General features: G+C 64.5%; 15 protein-coding genes. 9 read left to right on the top strand and 6 right to left on the bottom strand.

Going from position 1 to position 16,984, the window contains the following annotated elements:
• Positions 1 to 22: 22 nt before the first annotated feature.
• Entirely contained in the window at positions 23 to 1,015 is a 993-nt protein-coding gene (locus V5B60_RS06490; protein ID WP_332346231.1) for a zinc-dependent alcohol dehydrogenase family protein, read from the top strand.
• Positions 1,016 to 1,024: 9 nt separating this feature from the next.
• Here the strand turns inward: V5B60_RS06490 and V5B60_RS06485 are convergent, their stop codons facing one another.
• Both V5B60_RS06485 and V5B60_RS06480 read right to left on the bottom strand, forming a co-directional pair.
• Positions 1,025 to 2,539, bottom strand: a complete 1,515-nt coding sequence (locus V5B60_RS06485) for a DUF1302 family protein (RefSeq protein ID WP_332346230.1) — start codon at positions 2,537 to 2,539, stop codon at positions 1,025 to 1,027.
• The gene (locus tag V5B60_RS06480; protein ID WP_332346229.1) at positions 2,523 to 3,332 is read right to left on the bottom strand and encodes an ABC transporter ATP-binding protein; all 810 of its coding nucleotides are present in this window, start codon (positions 3,330 to 3,332) and stop codon (positions 2,523 to 2,525) included. The genes V5B60_RS06485 and V5B60_RS06480 overlap by 17 nt, the downstream gene beginning before the upstream one ends.
• A 62-nt stretch (positions 3,333 to 3,394) precedes the next feature.
• Between V5B60_RS06480 and V5B60_RS06475 the strand changes: the two genes are divergently transcribed.
• From V5B60_RS06475 to V5B60_RS06450, 6 genes are all read left to right on the top strand, one after another.
• A complete protein-coding gene (locus V5B60_RS06475) occupies positions 3,395 to 4,183 on the top strand; it encodes an outer membrane lipoprotein-sorting protein (protein WP_434735307.1) in 789 nt (262 codons plus the stop codon).
• Between the two features lie 178 nt (positions 4,184 to 4,361).
• Entirely contained in the window at positions 4,362 to 5,234 is an 873-nt protein-coding gene (locus V5B60_RS06470; protein WP_332346227.1) for a PEP-CTERM/exosortase system-associated acyltransferase, read from the top strand.
• Complete coding sequence (locus tag V5B60_RS06465; protein ID WP_332346226.1) at positions 5,227 to 7,440, top strand: HDOD domain-containing protein; 2,214 nt, start codon at positions 5,227 to 5,229, stop codon at positions 7,438 to 7,440. Before V5B60_RS06470 ends, V5B60_RS06465 begins: the two co-directional genes overlap by 8 nt.
• Positions 7,441 to 7,442: 2 nt before the next feature.
• The gene (locus tag V5B60_RS06460) at positions 7,443 to 9,653 is read left to right on the top strand and encodes a putative bifunctional diguanylate cyclase/phosphodiesterase (RefSeq protein ID WP_332346224.1); all 2,211 of its coding nucleotides are present in this window, start codon (positions 7,443 to 7,445) and stop codon (positions 9,651 to 9,653) included.
• A gap of 34 nt (positions 9,654 to 9,687) precedes the next feature.
• Positions 9,688 to 11,304: a L,D-transpeptidase family protein gene (locus tag V5B60_RS06455; protein WP_332346223.1), complete on the top strand. Its 1,617-nt coding sequence runs from the start codon at positions 9,688 to 9,690 to the stop codon at positions 11,302 to 11,304.
• A 12-nt stretch (positions 11,305 to 11,316) separates the two neighbouring features.
• Positions 11,317 to 11,871, top strand: a complete 555-nt coding sequence (locus V5B60_RS06450; RefSeq protein ID WP_332346222.1) for a YcbK family protein — start codon at positions 11,317 to 11,319, stop codon at positions 11,869 to 11,871.
• Between the two features lie 33 nt (positions 11,872 to 11,904).
• Here V5B60_RS06450 and rlmD read toward each other — a convergent pair whose 3' ends face one another.
• Complete coding sequence (rlmD, locus tag V5B60_RS06445) at positions 11,905 to 13,212, bottom strand: 23S rRNA (uracil(1939)-C(5))-methyltransferase RlmD (protein ID WP_332346221.1); 1,308 nt, start codon at positions 13,210 to 13,212, stop codon at positions 11,905 to 11,907.
• Positions 13,213 to 13,427: 215 nt separating this feature from the next.
• On the opposite strand from rlmD, the gene V5B60_RS06440 reads away from it, so the two are divergent.
• Together V5B60_RS06440 and V5B60_RS06435 are read left to right on the top strand one after the other, a co-directional pair.
• The gene (locus tag V5B60_RS06440; protein WP_332346220.1) at positions 13,428 to 13,907 is read left to right on the top strand and encodes a hypothetical protein; all 480 of its coding nucleotides are present in this window, start codon (positions 13,428 to 13,430) and stop codon (positions 13,905 to 13,907) included.
• 96 nt (positions 13,908 to 14,003) lie between these two features.
• The gene (locus tag V5B60_RS06435; protein WP_332346219.1) at positions 14,004 to 14,909 is read left to right on the top strand and encodes a DMT family transporter; all 906 of its coding nucleotides are present in this window, start codon (positions 14,004 to 14,006) and stop codon (positions 14,907 to 14,909) included.
• Between the two features lie 176 nt (positions 14,910 to 15,085).
• On the opposite strand, the gene V5B60_RS06430 is transcribed toward V5B60_RS06435, so the two are convergent.
• The 3 genes from V5B60_RS06430 to V5B60_RS06420 all read right to left on the bottom strand — a co-directional run bounded on the left by V5B60_RS06430 (position 15,086) and on the right by V5B60_RS06420 (position 16,980).
• A complete protein-coding gene (locus V5B60_RS06430) occupies positions 15,086 to 15,499 on the bottom strand; it encodes a ClpXP protease specificity-enhancing factor (RefSeq protein WP_332346218.1) in 414 nt (137 codons plus the stop codon).
• A gap of 71 nt (positions 15,500 to 15,570) precedes the next feature.
• On the bottom strand, positions 15,571 to 16,167 hold the full coding sequence (locus tag V5B60_RS06425; RefSeq protein WP_287463356.1) for a glutathione S-transferase N-terminal domain-containing protein: 597 nt from the start codon (positions 16,165 to 16,167) through the stop codon (positions 15,571 to 15,573).
• 102 nt (positions 16,168 to 16,269) lie between these two features.
• Entirely contained in the window at positions 16,270 to 16,980 is a 711-nt protein-coding gene (locus tag V5B60_RS06420; protein ID WP_332346217.1) for a cytochrome c1, read from the bottom strand.
• Between the last annotated feature and the right edge of the window lie 4 nt (positions 16,981 to 16,984).

Raw genomic sequence — 16,984 nt, 5'->3', positions numbered from 1 at the left:
ATCACTGCCGCTGGAGGGAGCCATGAAAGCGATGCTTCTCGATGCCCAGGGCACGCCGTTACGCCTGCGCGAAGTGCCCCGACCAAGCCCCGGAGCCGAACAGGTGCTCCTCGAGGTGCGCGCCTGCGGCGTCTGCCGGACCGATCTGCATGTCTTCGACGGGGATCTGCGGCACCCCCGCTTGCCCCTCATCCTGGGTCACGAAATCGTCGGCGTGGTGGTGCAGAAAGGCGCCGCCGTCGAGCGCTTCGCGATTGGCCAGCGGGTGGGCGTACCGTGGCTTGGACGCACCTGCGGCCACTGCCCATACTGCACGGGCGGCAACGAGAACCTCTGCGACGCGGCCGAATTCACCGGTTACACGCTGGACGGCGGCTACGCCGAGTTCACGCTCGCCGACCAGCGCTACTGCTTTGCCCTGCCTGACGAGTACGCCGACGCCGAAGCGGCGCCACTGCTCTGCGCCGGGCTGATCGGCTACCGCTCGCTGGTGGCGGCGGGCGACGCCCGGCGCCTCGCCGTCTACGGTTTCGGCGCCGCCGCGCACATCATCGCTCAGGTTGCCCGCTGGCAGGGACGCAAGGTGTTCGCCTTCACCAAGCCCGGGGATGTTGCCGGACAACAGTTCGCGCGATCGCTCGGTGCGGTCTGGGCTGGTGGTGCCGATGAACCCCCACCGCAGGTCATGGACGCGGCGATCCTCTTCGCGCCGGCCGGCGAACTGGTGCCACAGGCGCTGCGCGGGCTGCGCAAGGGTGGCACCGTGGTCTGCGCCGGCATCCACATGAGCAACATCCCGGAGTTCCCCTACGACATCCTCTGGGGCGAACGCTGCGTCCGGTCTATCGCCAACCTGACGCGACGCGATGGCGAGGAGTTTCTGGCGATCGCGCCGCGCGCCGGCGTGCGCACGGAAGTCGAGTGCTTTCCCTTGGCGGCGGCGAACGAGGCTCTCGAGCGTCTGCGCAGCGGCCGCCTGCGCGGCGCCGCGGTGCTGGTCAATCAGCCAGACTGACGGTGCCGCTCAGAAGCTGTAGCGTACTTCGGTGTAGACCCGGTCGTTGGCATCATAGCGGCCAAAATAGCCGAGCGGCGGCCCGTGAAAGATATCGACACCGACCGCGGCACGCCAGTTCTTCTCGAAGTTCCAGCTGACCCGCGGCCGCAGCATCCAGTCGCTGCGATTGAGGCTCGAGATCCACAGCGCCTGCGCCTCCACCTTGTCGCCAAACTTGTGGTTGACGAGCAGGCTATAGCCGTTTTCGTTGGTCTCCGGAATGATTCCCGGGTCACGGTCGAAGATGTGTTGCTGGAACAACTGCACGTTGATCCGCGTGTCGGCGATCTCGTTGTAGTCGAGGCCGACCACCCAGCCCAGGACATTCTGCTCGACGACGCCGTCGGCATCGCCCAGGCTGCTGAAATTGTTGAGTTCGAAACCGCGACCGCGGGTATACACGGCTTCGGCTTTCAGTACCACCGATCCGAAGTCCTTGGCCAGGGTGGTACCAAACTGGTCGATGCGCTTGTGTCTCGCCTCATACACCACCGTCGGCTGCGGATTGTCGATGACCTGGCGGTAGAAGGTCGGCGCTGCGCTCATGCTGCTGTAGGCAAAGGCGGCGACATCCCAACCGTCACGCAGGACCGACAGCCGCAAGCCATAGTTGGTGTTGGACAGGCTGCTCGAAGGAAACCTCTCGTTGAGAAAGACGGTCTGGAAACCAGGCGGCGGTGGCGGCGTGTAAGCAAAGAACTGAGCACCCGGCTTGCCGATGTTGTCGTAACTGGCAAGCGGTATCCAGAGGAACTCGGCGTGGAAATCGTCCTTGAAATACTCCGCCCGTGCCGCCCACTGCGGAATGCGGAGAATCTCGAATTCAGGCAGCACGAAGTGACGCACATCCTTGGCGGACACGACGTCACCGAAGAACAGGCCGACCATCTCACCCCAGACGATCTGCTGACGACCGAGGCGGAAGTCCCAGTTGTCGGCACTGATGTCCAGATAGTTCTCACGCAGCAGGAAATTGAAGCGTTGATCGTTCTCCACCGACTGCGGGTAGAAGCTGGTCAGCGAGTAAACCGCATCATAGTCGACTCGCGCACCGAGCTTCCACTTGACGTTGCTGCTCAGGCGGCCCTGTGCACTGAGGTCGAAATGGTTCATCATTTCCGACCAGTGCGAGGGACTCGGCCAAGTATAGGCCATCCGGTTCTGGAAAAAGCCCTTGACCGCAGGCGGCGACGCAATTGCGGCAGTGCCGGCGTCAGCCACCGCCGAGGACTGCAGGTCGTCGCCGGCAAACAACGAGTCGCGGCTGCGCGGTGGCTCGACCACCGGCTGCCGCGCGGGCAGATCGTCGCCGAAGAGCGCTTCGCGACTGTCCTCTGCAGCCGGCGTCGCAGCGGGCTCGTCGTCGGCAAACAGCGCGGCGCGGCTCTTCGGCAAGGCATCCGCGGCACTGGCTGCCGGCACGGACAGGCTCGCCAGCAGGACGGCGCAGGCAATGATGCGCAAACTAGGTCTGACCTTCATCTTCCCTTTCTCCGGCTGAAGTCGACAGCGGCGTCGGCCGACTGTCGCCGTTGCTGCCACTGCCCTCGTCTGCGACACGATGACGCGCGAAAGACCACTTGGCATCCTTGCGCATCCCGAGCAGCGAAATCGCGCCGTCCTCGACGCGCACCAGCCGGTCGGCCTTGGCAATCACTCTCTTGTCATGAGTCGAGAAGATGAAGGTGGTCTTCAGCTTGCGGTTGATCCGCTTCATCAGCAGCAGGATCTCCTCGCCAGTCTTGTGATCGAGGTTGGCCGTCGGTTCATCGGCGAGAACGATCGCTGGGCGGATCGCCAGCGCCCTGGCAATGGCCACGCGCTGGCGCTGTCCGCCACTCAACTGGTTGGGTCGATGGCTGGCATACCTGGACAGACCGACGATCTCCAGGAAGTGCGCGACGCGCCGCTGTCGCTCTTCGCGCGACAGATCCTTGCGCTGCAGCAGCGGATATTCGACGTTCTCCGCCGCCGACAGAACCGGCAGGAGATTGAACGTCTGGAAGATGAAACCGATCGTTCGCGCGCGCAGATCGGCAAGTTGATCCGGAGTGCGGCCACTGACGTCCTGATCGTTGATGTAGATCTTGCCGCTCGTCGGCGTGTCGATGCAACCGATCAGGTTGAGCAGCGTCGTCTTGCCGCTGCCGGACGGTCCGGCAATGGCGAGGAAGACACCGGGATCGAACGACAGGGTGATGTCCTTCAGGGCTTGGACTTTCTGCTCGCCGAGCAGATAATCCTTGTATACGTGTTCGATGCGGACAACCTTCATGCGGTGGCGCTTCCCGCCAACCGGATCGACGGTCAGCACACAGGGTTTAGACTATGGAAATCATGACCATCCGTCACAGCGCTGTCAACAACGCCGGTTTGCTTCTTGCCGCCGTACTGTTCATCGGCACGGTGTCGGCGTCGACATCGGAGACGGCTGCGCCGGCGGCGACCGACGATGGCGAAGCGCGGATGATTGTCGAGAAGGCCGACCAGGTCCGCTTCCCGGCCGATGGCTTCCAGGTGGACGTAACGGTCACCACCGTGGACAAGGAGCAGAAGGCCGACATCCGCAAATACCGGGTACTCGCCAAAGGCAATACGAATAGCGTGGTGATGATCGTCGAGCCCGCTTCCGACCGCGGCCAGATCATGCTGATGAAAGGGCGAGACCTCTGGGTGTTCATGCCCGAAGTGTCACAGCCGATCCGGCTGGCGCTGTCGCAACGCTTGACCGGCCAGGTCGCCAACGGTGATTTGGCGCGCGCCAATTTCACCGGCGACTACAACCCACGGCTGCTGCGCAGCGAGAAGGTGGACGGCGATGATCACCACGTGCTGGAACTGACCGGCGTCGACCGCAGCGTGACCTACCAGAAGGTCCTGTACTGGGTTCGAGCCAAGGACTACGCGCCAAGCAAGGCGGAGTTCTATTCGCTGTCCAACCGTCTGCTCAAGACCTGTCGCTACGAGAACTACAGGACCATGGAGGGCAAGAGGCGACCAGCACGGCTGGTGATGGAGGATGCCTTGCGTGGAGGCGAGCAGTCGGTCCTCGATTACACCGGGATGAAGTCAAGAGACCTGCCCGACAAGGTGTTCACCAAGGACTATCTCAAGAAGCTCGAGTGACTGCCGGCCAGCCCGCCAGAATGGCGGCCGAGCACCTGCCGCCCGCTTGTCATCGACCTCGCTCCAGCGGTCACGACGGCCGGGCTGGAAAACCGCGATGCGATCCGCACTTCGTCTTCGTAGTACTATGCTGACTGGTCCACTGCCCGCGGGCAGGTGAGTGATTCAAGAGAGGCAGATGTTTCTTCCCAGCCTGACGGAACTGACTGTGAGCGAGGGCTACCGCCGCTATTTCACGGTGGTTCCGGCGCTGACCAGCGATCTGCGGATGCGGAACTACCGCCTGCGGCATCAGGTGTACTGTCGCGAACTGGGCTTCGAGCCGGTCAGTCCCGATGATCTCGAGCGCGACGAGTTCGATGCACGCTCGGTCCATTGTCTCGTCCAGTCCGTTGCAAGCGGACTGGATGTGGGTTGCGCCCGAATGGTACTGCTCGACCCGGAAGAGCCCGCGGGGCAACTGCCTCTGGAGCTTGTCTGCGCGGGGACGATCGACCGTTCGCTCGTCTCCGCCATCGCGGGCGGGCGCAGCCGGATCGCCGAGATATCGCGCCTGGCGGTCACCGGCAGCTACCGTCGCCGGCAGGGCGAGCACGACAGACCGATCTCGATTTCCGAAGCAGATTTCGGGACCAGCGAACGTCCGCGGCAACCGTATCTCGCGCTGGCGGTCTACCTGAGTCTGATCGCCCTCGCACGACAATACCGAGTCAGCGTCCTGCTGGTCCTCACCGAGCGCAAATTGGCGAGCAACCTGGCGCGTCTCGGCGTCCGTCTGCAGCAGATCGGCCAGCCGATCGACCATCGGGGCATGCGCATTCCGTCGCTTCTTCTGGTGGAGCAGGTGATCGAGGGCATGAGCGATCCGCTGCGCGCGCTCTTCGAGCTCATCTCGCGCGAGCTGCGCCAAGGCATCGAGGCAGCCGGAACGAGCGCCGTGCGCGCGAATCACCGTCCGCTGGAATGTGCATCGGGAACACTGCGCATGCCGCCCTGTTGCCTGGCCGACATCGCTGCTGACGGCAGCGGACACCCGACGCTCGATGCATAGCCTGCCGGAGTCCATCCGACAAGCCGTGCAATCGGGGCGAGTACCCTCGCCACCGCAAATTCTGCTGCGGCTGCTGCAACTGGTCGATGATGACGGCACGACGATGACCGAGCTCGCCCGCCTGGTCGAGCAGGATCCCGGTCTGTGCGCCCGCGTTCTGACGGCAGCCAACTCGTCGGCGGTCCGCCGCGGCAAGGAGCTGCAGAGTATCGAGAGTTGCCTGATGGCCCTTGGTACGCGTCTGGTACGTTCGATTGCCACCTGCCTGTCGGTCCGCAGCCTGTTTGAAGAACGGGGAGCCGGACCGGAAGTCGATCTCGCCGACTTCTGGACGCACTCGCTGCTGGTCGCCGAGATCTCGCGCGGGCTGGCGGTCGCCACCCGTTACCCGCGAGCCGACGAGGCCTACCTGGCCGGCCTGCTGCATGATGTCGGCCAACTCATCATGCTCTCGGCGCTTGGTGAACCCTACGCGCAGGTGCTCGCGGGCTGCCCCGGCGAGTCCTCACTGTCGGCTATGGAAATCGAGCTGCTGGGCGCCGACCACGGCGAGATAGGCACCTGGCTGGCTGACCAATGGCATCTGGATTCTTCCTTCGCCGACGGCATCCTGTTCCACCACCAGCCGCCGGAGCGGATTGTCGGTGCCGCACAGCTCGCCCAGGTCATCTGGCTGGCACATGCGCTGGGCGACTGTGAAGAAGTCCCGGAGACGGTGACAGAGATCGCGCGGCAGATGTTCGACCACATCGGCAATGGCGAACTCTCGGCCATCTGCGCCCAGGCAACGCAACGCATGTCGATGGTGGCCGACGCGATCGGCATGCGTGCGCCAGCCAGCCGCGAGCGTGGCGCTCCCCGTGGCCTGCCGCGGGTGCTCGGCAGCAGGAAGTCTGCATCTGCCGATGCACAGACCGAACTCGCCAGCCTCATCGGCAACAAAGCACTTCTGCAACCGCTGCAGGACGATCTGCAGGCACTCGACACGGACGCCGAGGTGTTTCTTGCCCTGCGTGAGGCGGCACGCATCCTTTTCGACCTCAGCCATCTCGCGTTCCTGCTCCACGATACGGTCGACGGCAGGCTCAGCGGCCGGCAGGTCAGCGGACAGCCAGCGCTCTTCAGCCAGACGACCCTTCTCTGCGAGCCGCACCGGAGCCTCGCTGCCGCCGCCGCAGTCAGCAATCAGGTCCGCTGTTCGCACGCGGACCGCTCGCCGGCCCCGGCCTCGCTGCTCGACATGCAGTTTGCCCGCGCCCTGTGCAGCAGCGGCCTGTTGTGCATCCCGATGACTGCGCACAGCATGACGACAGGGGTGATGATCGCCGGTGTGGGCCGCGACCAGTATGCTGCGCTGTCACGGCGCCTGCCCTGCCTGCTGAACTTTGGACGGATCGCCGGCGGCAGTCTCGAGAGCTGGCAACGGGCCAAACAGGTGCGCGCGCAAGCAGCGGAGGAGACCGCGGCGCGCCTCCTGCAGCAGACACGACGGATGGTCCATGAGGCAGGCAACCCGCTGACGATCATCAGAGGCTACCTGCGGATCCTCGATGGCAAGCTGCCGCCAGGCGCTGAGGTACACCGGGAACTCGAGGTCCTGACGGAGGAGATCGAACGCGTCTCGGGCATCGTACGGCGCATGAGCGACATGCCCCGGATGCCGGCCGGCGACGCGGTCTTCGACGTCGGCGACCTGCTGCGTGAAATGCTGCTGCTCTACCGGCAGCCGCTTTTCGATGCGCGCGGCATCGCCGTGCAAACGGCATTGCCCACGCAGGCCATGGACATCGGCTGTGATCGAGACAGTGTCAAGCAGATCGTGCTCAATGTCTGGAAAAACGCGTCGGAAGCCCTGGCCAGCGGGCAGCGAATCAGGATTTCGCTGACTGGCGACGTCCTGCATCAGGGGCGCCGCTACGTCGAGCTGCGCATCGAAGACAACGGCCCCGGGATCAGCGAAGCGGCGATGCAGGCGATCTATCGCCCGGTCGCGGCACGCCTCGGCGAGCCGCGAGGAATCGGGCTGTCGATCGTCGGTGCGCTGGCCCGGCGGCAGGGGATTCCCGTCACCTGCCGCAGCAAGCCGGGCAGCGGAACCGTGCTTTCCTTCCTCTTGCCCGACCTGGAACCATCCGATAATCTTCCGGGGCAGCGAGGCAGGGTGCCTCAGGAAAAGCATGTCTCACCCGACAGGCGTCAGGAGTAAGGATGAAAGCCATACCCAGCGTCGATTTCTCGCCCCTGCTCCCCGAACCCGGAGAAGGCGGCGGCGGCAGCAGCCGCATCCTCATCGTCGATGACGAGGAGCGGATACGCGCTGCCTACCGCCATCTTCTGGCTGCCGAGGGTCGCCTGATTGACGATTGCGGCACCGGCAACGAGGCGCAACGCCATCTCGAACGACGCGACGTCGACGTCGTCATCCTTGATCTCAACCTGCCCGACTTCGGCGGCCTCGAAGTCATGCAGTGGATGGTGCAGCAGCACATACCAACGGCTGTGGTGGTCTTCAGTGGCGATGAGTCGATCGACTCGGCGATTCGCGCCCTGCGTCATGGCGCCTGTGAGTTCATCCGCAAGCACGATGACCCGCAGGAACTGATCGACACCGTGGACCGTGTCCTGCGCCGGCGGCGGATCGAGAGGGAGCACGCACTGTTGTCGGTGCGGCTCGAGCACTCCGAACGCCTGCACCGTTTCCTGGTGGACCACTCGCCGGACCTCATCTACACACTCGACCGGAATGGTCGATTCATCTTCGTCAATGACCGTGTGCAAGCCTTGCTCGGCTACTCGCGGGAGGAGCTCATTGGCCAGCACTACTCGCTGATCGTTCACCCGGACGATCTGGAACATGCCCGCTTCGCCTTCAATGAACGTCGCATCGGCGATCGTGCCAGCACCAACGTCGAGATTCGTCTGCAGAGCAGGACGCAAGGCGTGCGTCACTTCGAGAACCGCACCATCGTCGCCATCCTTAGCGCACAGGGCCTCTACGCCGCCACAGACGGTCCGGCAAACCTCCATTTCATGGGCACCTCAGGCGTCGCGCGCGATATCACCGAGCGCAAGAAGGCCGAGGAGACGATCAGCTTCCAGGCCTTTCACGACATCCTGACCGGACTGCCCAATCGCACCCTGTTCAAGGACCGACTGGGCGTGGCGCTGAAGCAGGCACGCCGAAAGAACCGGCGGGTCGGGGTCATGTTCATCGACATCGATCGCTTCAAGCTGGTCAACGACACCTATGGCCATCAGGAAGGTGACGAACTGCTGAAGTCCTTTGCCCGTCGCGCTGCCAGTTGCCTGCGTTCGGGAGACACCCTGGCGCGCCAGGGCGGCGATGAGTTCACGGTCATGCTGCCCGAGCTCGGCAGCGGCGATGATGCCGCCGTGATCGCCGCCAAGATGCTCGCGGAACTCAGGCGGCCCTTCAGGATTGCTGGCATCGACTTTCTCGCCACCGTCAGTATCGGCATCGCGCTCTACCCGGATGACGGCGAAACGCCCGAGTCACTGCTGCGCAACGCCGATGTCGCGATGTACCAGATCAAGGGGCGCGGCAAGAACGGCTACCTGCAGTACGACCCGAGCATGCAGGATGGCCACAGCAGACGGCTGACGCTGGAGTCCGACTTGCGCACCGCACTCGCCACGGGCGCACAGTTCGAGCTGTGTTACCAGCCGCAGATCAGGGTCAGCGAGCGCCGGACGGTTGCCGTCGAGGCGCTGATCCGCTGGCACCACCCGCAGCTCGGGCTAATGAAGCCAGACTCTTTGATACCGCTGGCGGAAGAGACTGGCATGATCGCCGCGCTCGGCGACTGGGTACGGCGAGCCGCGCTGCGGCAACTCGCCGAATGGCACCAGCGCGGTCTGCACGACCTGCGGTTGACGCTCAACTTGGCAGCGAAGGAGTTCGAGGGTCAGGATCTGCCTGAACGACTCGCGCGGGATCTGAGGGAACACGCCATCGGCGCTGAGCTGATCGACCTCGACATCAGCGAGAGCCTGCTGCTGCAGGACGCCGAACGGCACATCGACCTCGTGAAACAACTGCGCAACCTGGGCTGCCGCATCACGATCGATGATTTCGGGACCCGTCACTCGTCGCTCAGCCTGCTTCGGCGCTTTCCCGTCGACAGCATCAAGATCGACCAGTCCTTCCTGCGCGAGCTCGTCCCGCACAACCCGAATGCGACCGCCATCGTTCATGCCCTCTGCTGCATCGCTCGCAGCTTCGGCCTGCGCACCCTCGCCGAGGGGGTCGAAAACGACGCGCAGATGCGGCTCCTGGGGGAACTCGGCTGTACGGACATGCAGGGCCACCTCTTCAGTCAACCCCTGCACGCGTTGGACGTCGAAGGTTTCCTGCGCCGTGGAACCTTGCCGGCCAGCCAGACCCGGCGGCGGCAGTGATCCAGGTCATGCCGGGGCGCCGATGCGGCAGCTGATGCGCGGAATCGCCAGTGCGCATCACCGTCGTACCGGCGGACTACGGGGCTCGGCACTCGCCCTCGGCATCTTCCTCATCGGCGGTGGAGGTGGTGCAGCGGCGCTCGATGAGGTCGCCTGGTTCGCCATCGCCGGACCGATGCCGGCAGCCCATCGGGCAGTGGAAATCCTGACGCAGGCCGCCGCGGAAGGGCTTTCTCCCGAGGACTACGACATCGACTGGCTGCGCACAGCCCTCGGCGGCACCTCGTCAGCAGTGGACGGCGATTCGACGGGCCTGGCGAATCGCCGTCTGCACCGCGCAGTGCGGCGGTACCTGAACGACCTGCACGCTGGGCGGATCGATCCGCAGCAATTCGGCATGCGCTACGAGCCGGTACAGCGCAGCGATCTCGATCCCGACTCGCCGCTCCCTTCCGCTCTTGCCGAAGACCAACTGGCCGAAACCGTACGCAGCTTCGCTCCAGTCTGGCCGCAATACGATGCGTTGCGGCAGGCGCTGGCCCGCTACCGGCAACTGGTAGACGATCCAGCTTGGCAGAAGAGCCTGCCACCGATTGCAGGTGGCAGGCTCAAACCCGGACAGCAGTACGCCGGCCTTGCGCTGCTGCAGCGACGACTGCTGTTGCTTGGTGACCTGAAGCTTGTCGGCGACAGCATCCCGGACCGCTACCAGGGCACGCTCGTCGAAGCGGTCAAATCGTTTCAGGCGCGGCACTCGATCGCGCCGGATGGCGTCATCGGCAGGGAGAGCTTCGAGCAACTCAGTGTCGACCCGGCAGCCCGGGCCCGCCAGATCGGCCTGGCCATGGAGCGACTACGCTGGACACCCCTACCGCTCGCGCCGCGAGTGATCGTCGTCAACGTGCCAGAGTTCATGCTGCATGGTCACGAAGTGCATGCCGGTACGAGCGAGCTCCGGCTGGCGATGAAGGTCATCGTTGGTACGGCTGGCAAGACGCCCACTCCCCTCTTCGCTGCCGACATGCGCTTCATCGAGTTCAGCCCGTACTGGAATGTCCCGCCGTCGATCGCCCGCAGCGAAACCTTGCCCCGGCTGCGTCGCGACCCCGGTTATTTCGACCGCCAGGGATTCGAATTGGTCGGCAGTGATGGCCGCGTCGTCGGCGGTCTTTCGGAGGCCGGGATCGAAGCCGTGCAGGCGGGCCAGATGCGCATTCGCCAGCGACCTGGAGCCAGCAACGCGTTGGGCAGCATCAAGTTCATCTTTCCCAACAGGGACAACATCTATCTGCACCACACGCCGACACCGCAACTCTTCAAGCGGCTGCGGCGGGACTTCAGCCATGGCTGCATCCGCGTCGAGGAGCCGCTGCAACTGGCGAAGTTCGTTCTCGCGGATGCGCCGGAGTGGAGTGAGGCACGCATCGCGGAGGCCATGCGCCGCGGCAGGTCGGCGACCCTTCGCCTCGACGAACCGCTGCCGGTGATCATTGCCTACAGTACGACGATCGTCCGCAACGGCAGCGTGCACTTCCTGCCGGACATCTACGGTCTCGACGAACCCCTGGAAGAGGCGCTGCGGCAGCGCTCGCGCACGCTCCGGGCTTCCCATACTGGAGAAATTCCTGCAGAATCGCCAGCCTATCGTTGACATGGAGAAGAAATGTCGAAGCTGTACGACTCGCGGCGGCGCTTTTTCGGCCATGCCGCCCGGCTGCTGGCGGCCGGAGTGGCGCTGCCCCTGACCAGACCAGCCCTGGCATCGCTGCCGAATGCGCGCCAGCTCGCGTTCGAGCACACCCATACCGGAGAGCGCCTGTCGGTCGTTTTTTCGCTCGGCGACCACTACCTTGCCGAATCGCTCAACCGGCTGAACGTCTTTCTGCGGGACCATTATTCGGGTGAGGTAGGCAACATCGACCCGCAATTGTTTGACCTCCTGTACGGAATCAAGCAGGAACTCGGCTGCGAGACCGCCTTCCAGGTGATCTCGGGCTACCGCTGCCCGCAAACCAACAGCAGACTGCGCAAGAGCCGTGGCGGCGGAGTCGCCAGACAGAGCCTGCACATCGAAGGCAAGGCGATCGATATCCGCCTCGCCGGCGTGCCATTGAGCGACCTGCGTGACGCCGCGCTCGCACAGTCCCGGGGCGGCGTCGGCTACTACGCCAGTTCGGATTTCGTGCACGTCGATACCGGACGACTACGCACCTGGTAATTCGGCCAACGCAGTAGCGCACGCTGCGCTTGCTCAGCCTGCCGGATGGCGCTCGAAAAGGGCGATCGATTCGACGTGTGAGGTCTGCGGAAACATGTTGACCACACCGGCCCCGCGCAAACGGTAACCCTTCTGCGTGACGAGGATCGCGGCGTCGCGGGCTAGTGTCGCCGGACTGCAGGAGACGTAGACGATTCGCCGTGGTCCGTCGACCGGAAGCGACTTGATCAGCTCGACGGCCCCTTCGCGCGGAGGGTCGATCAGCATCCGGTCGAAATGCCCGAGTGCCGCCAGCGACTGCGGTGTCATCTCGAAGAGATTGGCAACACGGTACTCGACCCGAACAGCGAGATCATTCGCGGCGGCGTTTTCGGTTGCCCGGTGCACGAGATCGGGACTTCCTTCGACGCCGACGACGCGGGCGCCCGAGCGGGCGATTGGCAGGCTGAAGTTGCCGAGACCGCAGAACATGTCGGCGACGCGCTCACCGGAGCGTGGCGCGAGGAGTGCCAGCGCGCGTCGCACCAGGACGCGGTTGATGGCATGGTTGACCTGGGTGAATTCGGTCGGCGAGAACGGATGCTCGACGGCGAAGTCGGGCAGCAAATACGACGGCTGCTCGCCCGCAGGCGGATGAAACCGGTAGGCTGTCGCTGGCCCCTGCGGCTGCAGGTAGAAGACGATCCGGTGCCGATCCGCGAATTCCCGCAGCCGTTCCGCGTCGGCTGGCGTCGGCGGCTCGAGAACCCGCAGGACGAGAGCAGTGATGCGCTCGCCCACGGCCACTTCGATCTGAGGCAGGCGCTCGCGGATCGACAGGCCGCCAATCAGATCACGCAGGGGCAGCAGGAGCGCCGACAGGTGAGCCGGCAGGATCTCGCATTGCCGCATGTCGGCCACGTAACTGCTTTTTCGCTCGTGAAAGCCGACCAGGATGCCACCCTTCTTGGCGACGAAACGCACCGACAGGCGAGCGCGACGGCGATAACCCCATGGCGCACCATGGATGGGCGCGTAAAGCTCCTCTGCCCTCACCCTGCCGATGTGCCACAGGTTGTCCTCGAGCAGCCGCTGCTTCGCCGCCACCTGTGCCGCGGGCTCGAGATGCTGCATGCTGCAGCCGCCGCAGACACCGAAGTGCGGACAGCGCGGTGCCACGCGGTCGCTGGACGGCTGCAGCAGCGCCACCGTGCGCGCCAGTTCGTAGGCGGGCTTTCGGCGATAACTGGCGTACTCGACGAGCTCGCCCGGCAGGGCACCTTCAACAAAGACCGTTTTGCCCTCGAGTCGCGTCACGCCACGCGCCTCATGATCGAGTGATTCGATGATTCCTGTTGGCATCGGCGACTTCCGCAGCAGTAGGGGTGCGCGATTCTATCGCGAAGCACTGCTGCGTGGCTCCCCGGGACGACGGCCCGACGTCGGCGCAGGGCCCCTGGCGACGCGGCCCGCTGCCGAGAAGAGCAAGCGAGCTGCTGCTCCCGCTTGACTCCCGGGAGCTTTTGTCGCAGCCTTTGGCATCGACACCGCGGGCGAAAGGAAAGGAAGCGCGAGCGATGAGCAGCAGGCTGACCACGACCTGGAGCGAGTATGACGACGCGGTACAGGAGATCCTCGACCTCTCCCCGACCAGGCTGGACATCTTCGACGAGGATCTGGCAGCGCTCAAGCTCGAGCGCGCACCGCGGGTAGCCGCCCTGCGCGCTCTGCTCATCGCTCCCAGTCACCACCGGCAACTGCGCATCGTCGTTCGCAAACGTGAGTTCGTCTGCCAGCACAGCCCACACCTGATGAGCCTGCTGCAGCTTCATGCGCCGTTATTGATGATCATTCACGCGCCGCCCCACCTGGACAGACTTGGCGATTGCCTGATGATCGCCGATGGCCGGCATACTCTCGTCCGCTTTCATCGCGAGCAGCCGCGTGCCAGGTTGATCATCGATGACGCCAGCGAGTGCGCCCCCTATTCCCAGCGCTTCGCTGAAGTCCTTGGGGAGGGGGGAGATGCCCTCGGGTCGACCACACTCGGACTCTAGCGCCGTCACGATCATTGCCGGATGGGGCTCGCGTCCGCCGCCGGGCAATCACGGCCGGCGACGTCGGCCCTCTGCCCTCCACGAAAGCAACGCCGCTTGACTCGCTCGCAAGCCAACCTCGTCCTGCTCAGCGTGGCCCTGATCTGGGGCCTGGCATTCGTTGCCCAGGCGGAAGGGATGGCTGGTGTGGGACCGCTGACCTTCACCGGCATCCGTTTCCTGCTCGGAGCGGTGATCGTGCTGCCGCTGGCTTGGCGCGAGTGGCAGCAACGGTCGACGCAGCGCATGCCAGCCCGTGCAGGGGACGTTCTCGGTGTCGGCGCCTTGGGCGTGCTGCTGATGCTCGGCGCAGCGCTGCAACAGATCGGCATCACCGGCACGACGGTCACCAACGCCGGCTTCCTGACGGCACTCTACGTACCACTGGTACCGCTGCTGGCCTGGCTTCTGCTGCGCACCCCGCCGCACTGGTCGGTTTGGCCGACCTCGCTCGGCTGCCTCGGAGGCACTTGGCTACTGGCTGGCGCGCAGGGGCTGGCGGCGCCGGCCGCTGGCGATCTGTGGGTCGTCGCCAGCAGCCTCTTCTGGGCGCTGCACGTCCTCTTCGTCGGCCGCGTTGCAGAGCGCATCGCCGCGCCGTTCCTGATCGCCTGCGGACAGTTCCTTGTCTGCGGCATCGGCAGCCTGCTCTGGGGAACACTGACCGAGACCATCACCCTGGACGGGATTCGCCAAGCCCTGCTGCCGATCGGCTATGCCGGGATCGTCTCCGTGGCCATCGGCTTCACGGCACAGGTCATCGGTCAGCGTTACGCGCAGCCGTCCGATGCGGCGATCATCCTCTCTGCCGAGACCGTCTTCGCCGCGCTATTTGGCTACCTGCTGATGGGCGAGCGGCTGCATGCAGCTGGAATCGCCGGTTGCGCCCTGATCCTCGCCTGCATCATCCTCGTCCAGATTGCCCCACTGCACGGGGCCCGCCAACGCGCGCGCGCAGGATGAGCCCGCGCTCCCTGTGGCGAGGCTGCCTGGCCAATGCGGCGGCAACGATCCAGACGCCGGACTCGCCGCGGTGGCAACACCCCGCACCTCCACACAGCCCAGCACGGCCGCAGGCTGCGAAAACGGACAACCGCGGACTGCCGGCTCCGCGAGCGTCCATCCCGCCGCAGCGTTCCTCACTTGACCCGCTGCAGTCGCGCGCGACCACCGGCGGGCGGCGGTTCCGGCGGCGCCTCCGAATCCAGGTCAACCGTTGCCGCAGGCGCTGCGATGTTTTCCGGTTCGAAAGCCATGCCGGCACCATTCTCGCGAGCATAGATCGCCGAAACGCTTCCCATCGGCACCCAGATATCTCTTGCAACACCAGCGAAACGCGCCTGAAAGCTGATGCCGCCGTTGCCGATCTCGAGTTGCGCCGTCGCCTCGTAACCGATATTGAGCACGATCTGGCCGTCGCGGACATGCTCCCGCGGAACACGCGTGCTGGCGTCTACCGCGACGGCAAGGTAGGGAGTCAAGCCGTTGTCGCAGCACCATTGGTGAATGGCGCGGATAAGATAGGGTTTGGTGGAGGGCAGGTTGGCGTTCATCTTCCGGCGAGCTCAGTCATGACGTGCAGGGCAACCGGCGAGTGTCGGCGCCCTTGGCAGCGGTACCGCCCTCAGCGGCGCATGGCCTTTTCCGATGGCGTCAGGGCATCGATGAAGCCTTGACGGCTGAAAATGCGCTCACCGTACTTCATCAGGGGTGCCGCGGCTTTCGACAGCTCGATCCCGTAATGGTCGAGCCGCCAGAGGAGCGGGGCAATGGCGACATCAAGCATCGAAAACTCCTCGCCAAGCATGTGCTTCTGCTTGACGAAGACCGGCGCCATCTCGGTGAGTCGATCGCGGATCTGGACGCGGGAGCGGTCGGCCGCCTTGCTGTTCTTTTCCAGAGCCTCGATGTAGGAGAAGACCTCGCGCTCCATGGTGATCAGCAGCTGACGCGCGCGCGCGCGCATGATGGGATCGGCCGGCATCAGCTGCGGATGCGGGAAGCGCTCGTCGATGTACTCGTTGATGATGTTCGGCTCGTACAGTATGAGGTCGCGTTCGACCAACACGGGAACGCGCCCGTAGGGGTTGATGATGGCGATGTCCTCGGGTTTGGCGAACAGGTCGACATCGATCACCTGAAAATCCATGCCCTTTTCGTAGAGGACGATGCGGCAGCGGTGACTGAACGGGCAGGTGGTCCCGGAATAGAGATTCATCATGATCAATACCTCAAAAACGAATCGGCATCGCAACGGCGGCGGGCGCTTCCCACGCCCTCGCCGGCGATGCCGCGGCCCGATGACCCGGCTCTTCTTCTTGGCTTACTTGACGTCTTTCCAGTAAGCTTTCTTCAATGCGTAGGCAAAACCGAAGAACACCACGAGAAAGGCGAGGACGCCAAAACCCAGGTTCTGGCGGAAACCCGCATGCGGCTCGGCAAGCCAGACCATGAAACCGACCAGATCCCCGATGAGCTTGTCGTACTCAGCGGCAGAAAGGCTGCCAGGCACCAACAGCTCAAGCTTGTGGTCCTTGTTCAGCCCCTGCACACCCTGCAGCTGCCAGAGTACGTGCGGCATGCCGACGTTCTCGAAGACGACGTTGTTCCAGCCTGTCGGCCGCTTCTCATCGACGTAGAATGAGCGCAGGTAGGTGTACAGCCAGTCCGCACCGCTGCCGTCTGCCGACGACCGAGCGCGAGCAATCAGCGTGAGGTCGGGTGGCGCGGCGCCGAACCATCTCTTCTGCTCATCGGGACGAGCGGCGACGCGCATCGTCTCGCCGATCTTCTCGGCCGTGAACATCAGGTTGTCGCGTACCTGCTGCTCGCTCAGACCCAGTTCGGTCAGGCGCGAGTAACGGGCGAAACTGGCGCCATGGCAGTTCAGACAGTAGTTGACGAAGGTACGGGCGCCGCTCTGCAAAGCAGCGTTGTCGCCTTGTACGTTGGGCGCCCTGTCGAGATGGATGGCAGCGCCGCTGGCCAGGGCAAGGGCCGGCGCGAAGAGCAGCGCGGCAAGCAGTTTTTTCATTTTG

The sequence above is a fragment of the Accumulibacter sp. genome (genome assembly GCF_036625195.1).
In the GTDB taxonomy this organism is placed as follows: domain Bacteria; phylum Pseudomonadota; class Gammaproteobacteria; order Burkholderiales; family Rhodocyclaceae; genus Accumulibacter.
The sequence above is the reverse complement of the archived record's forward strand: the minus strand, read 5'-3'. Positions and strand labels throughout refer to the sequence as shown.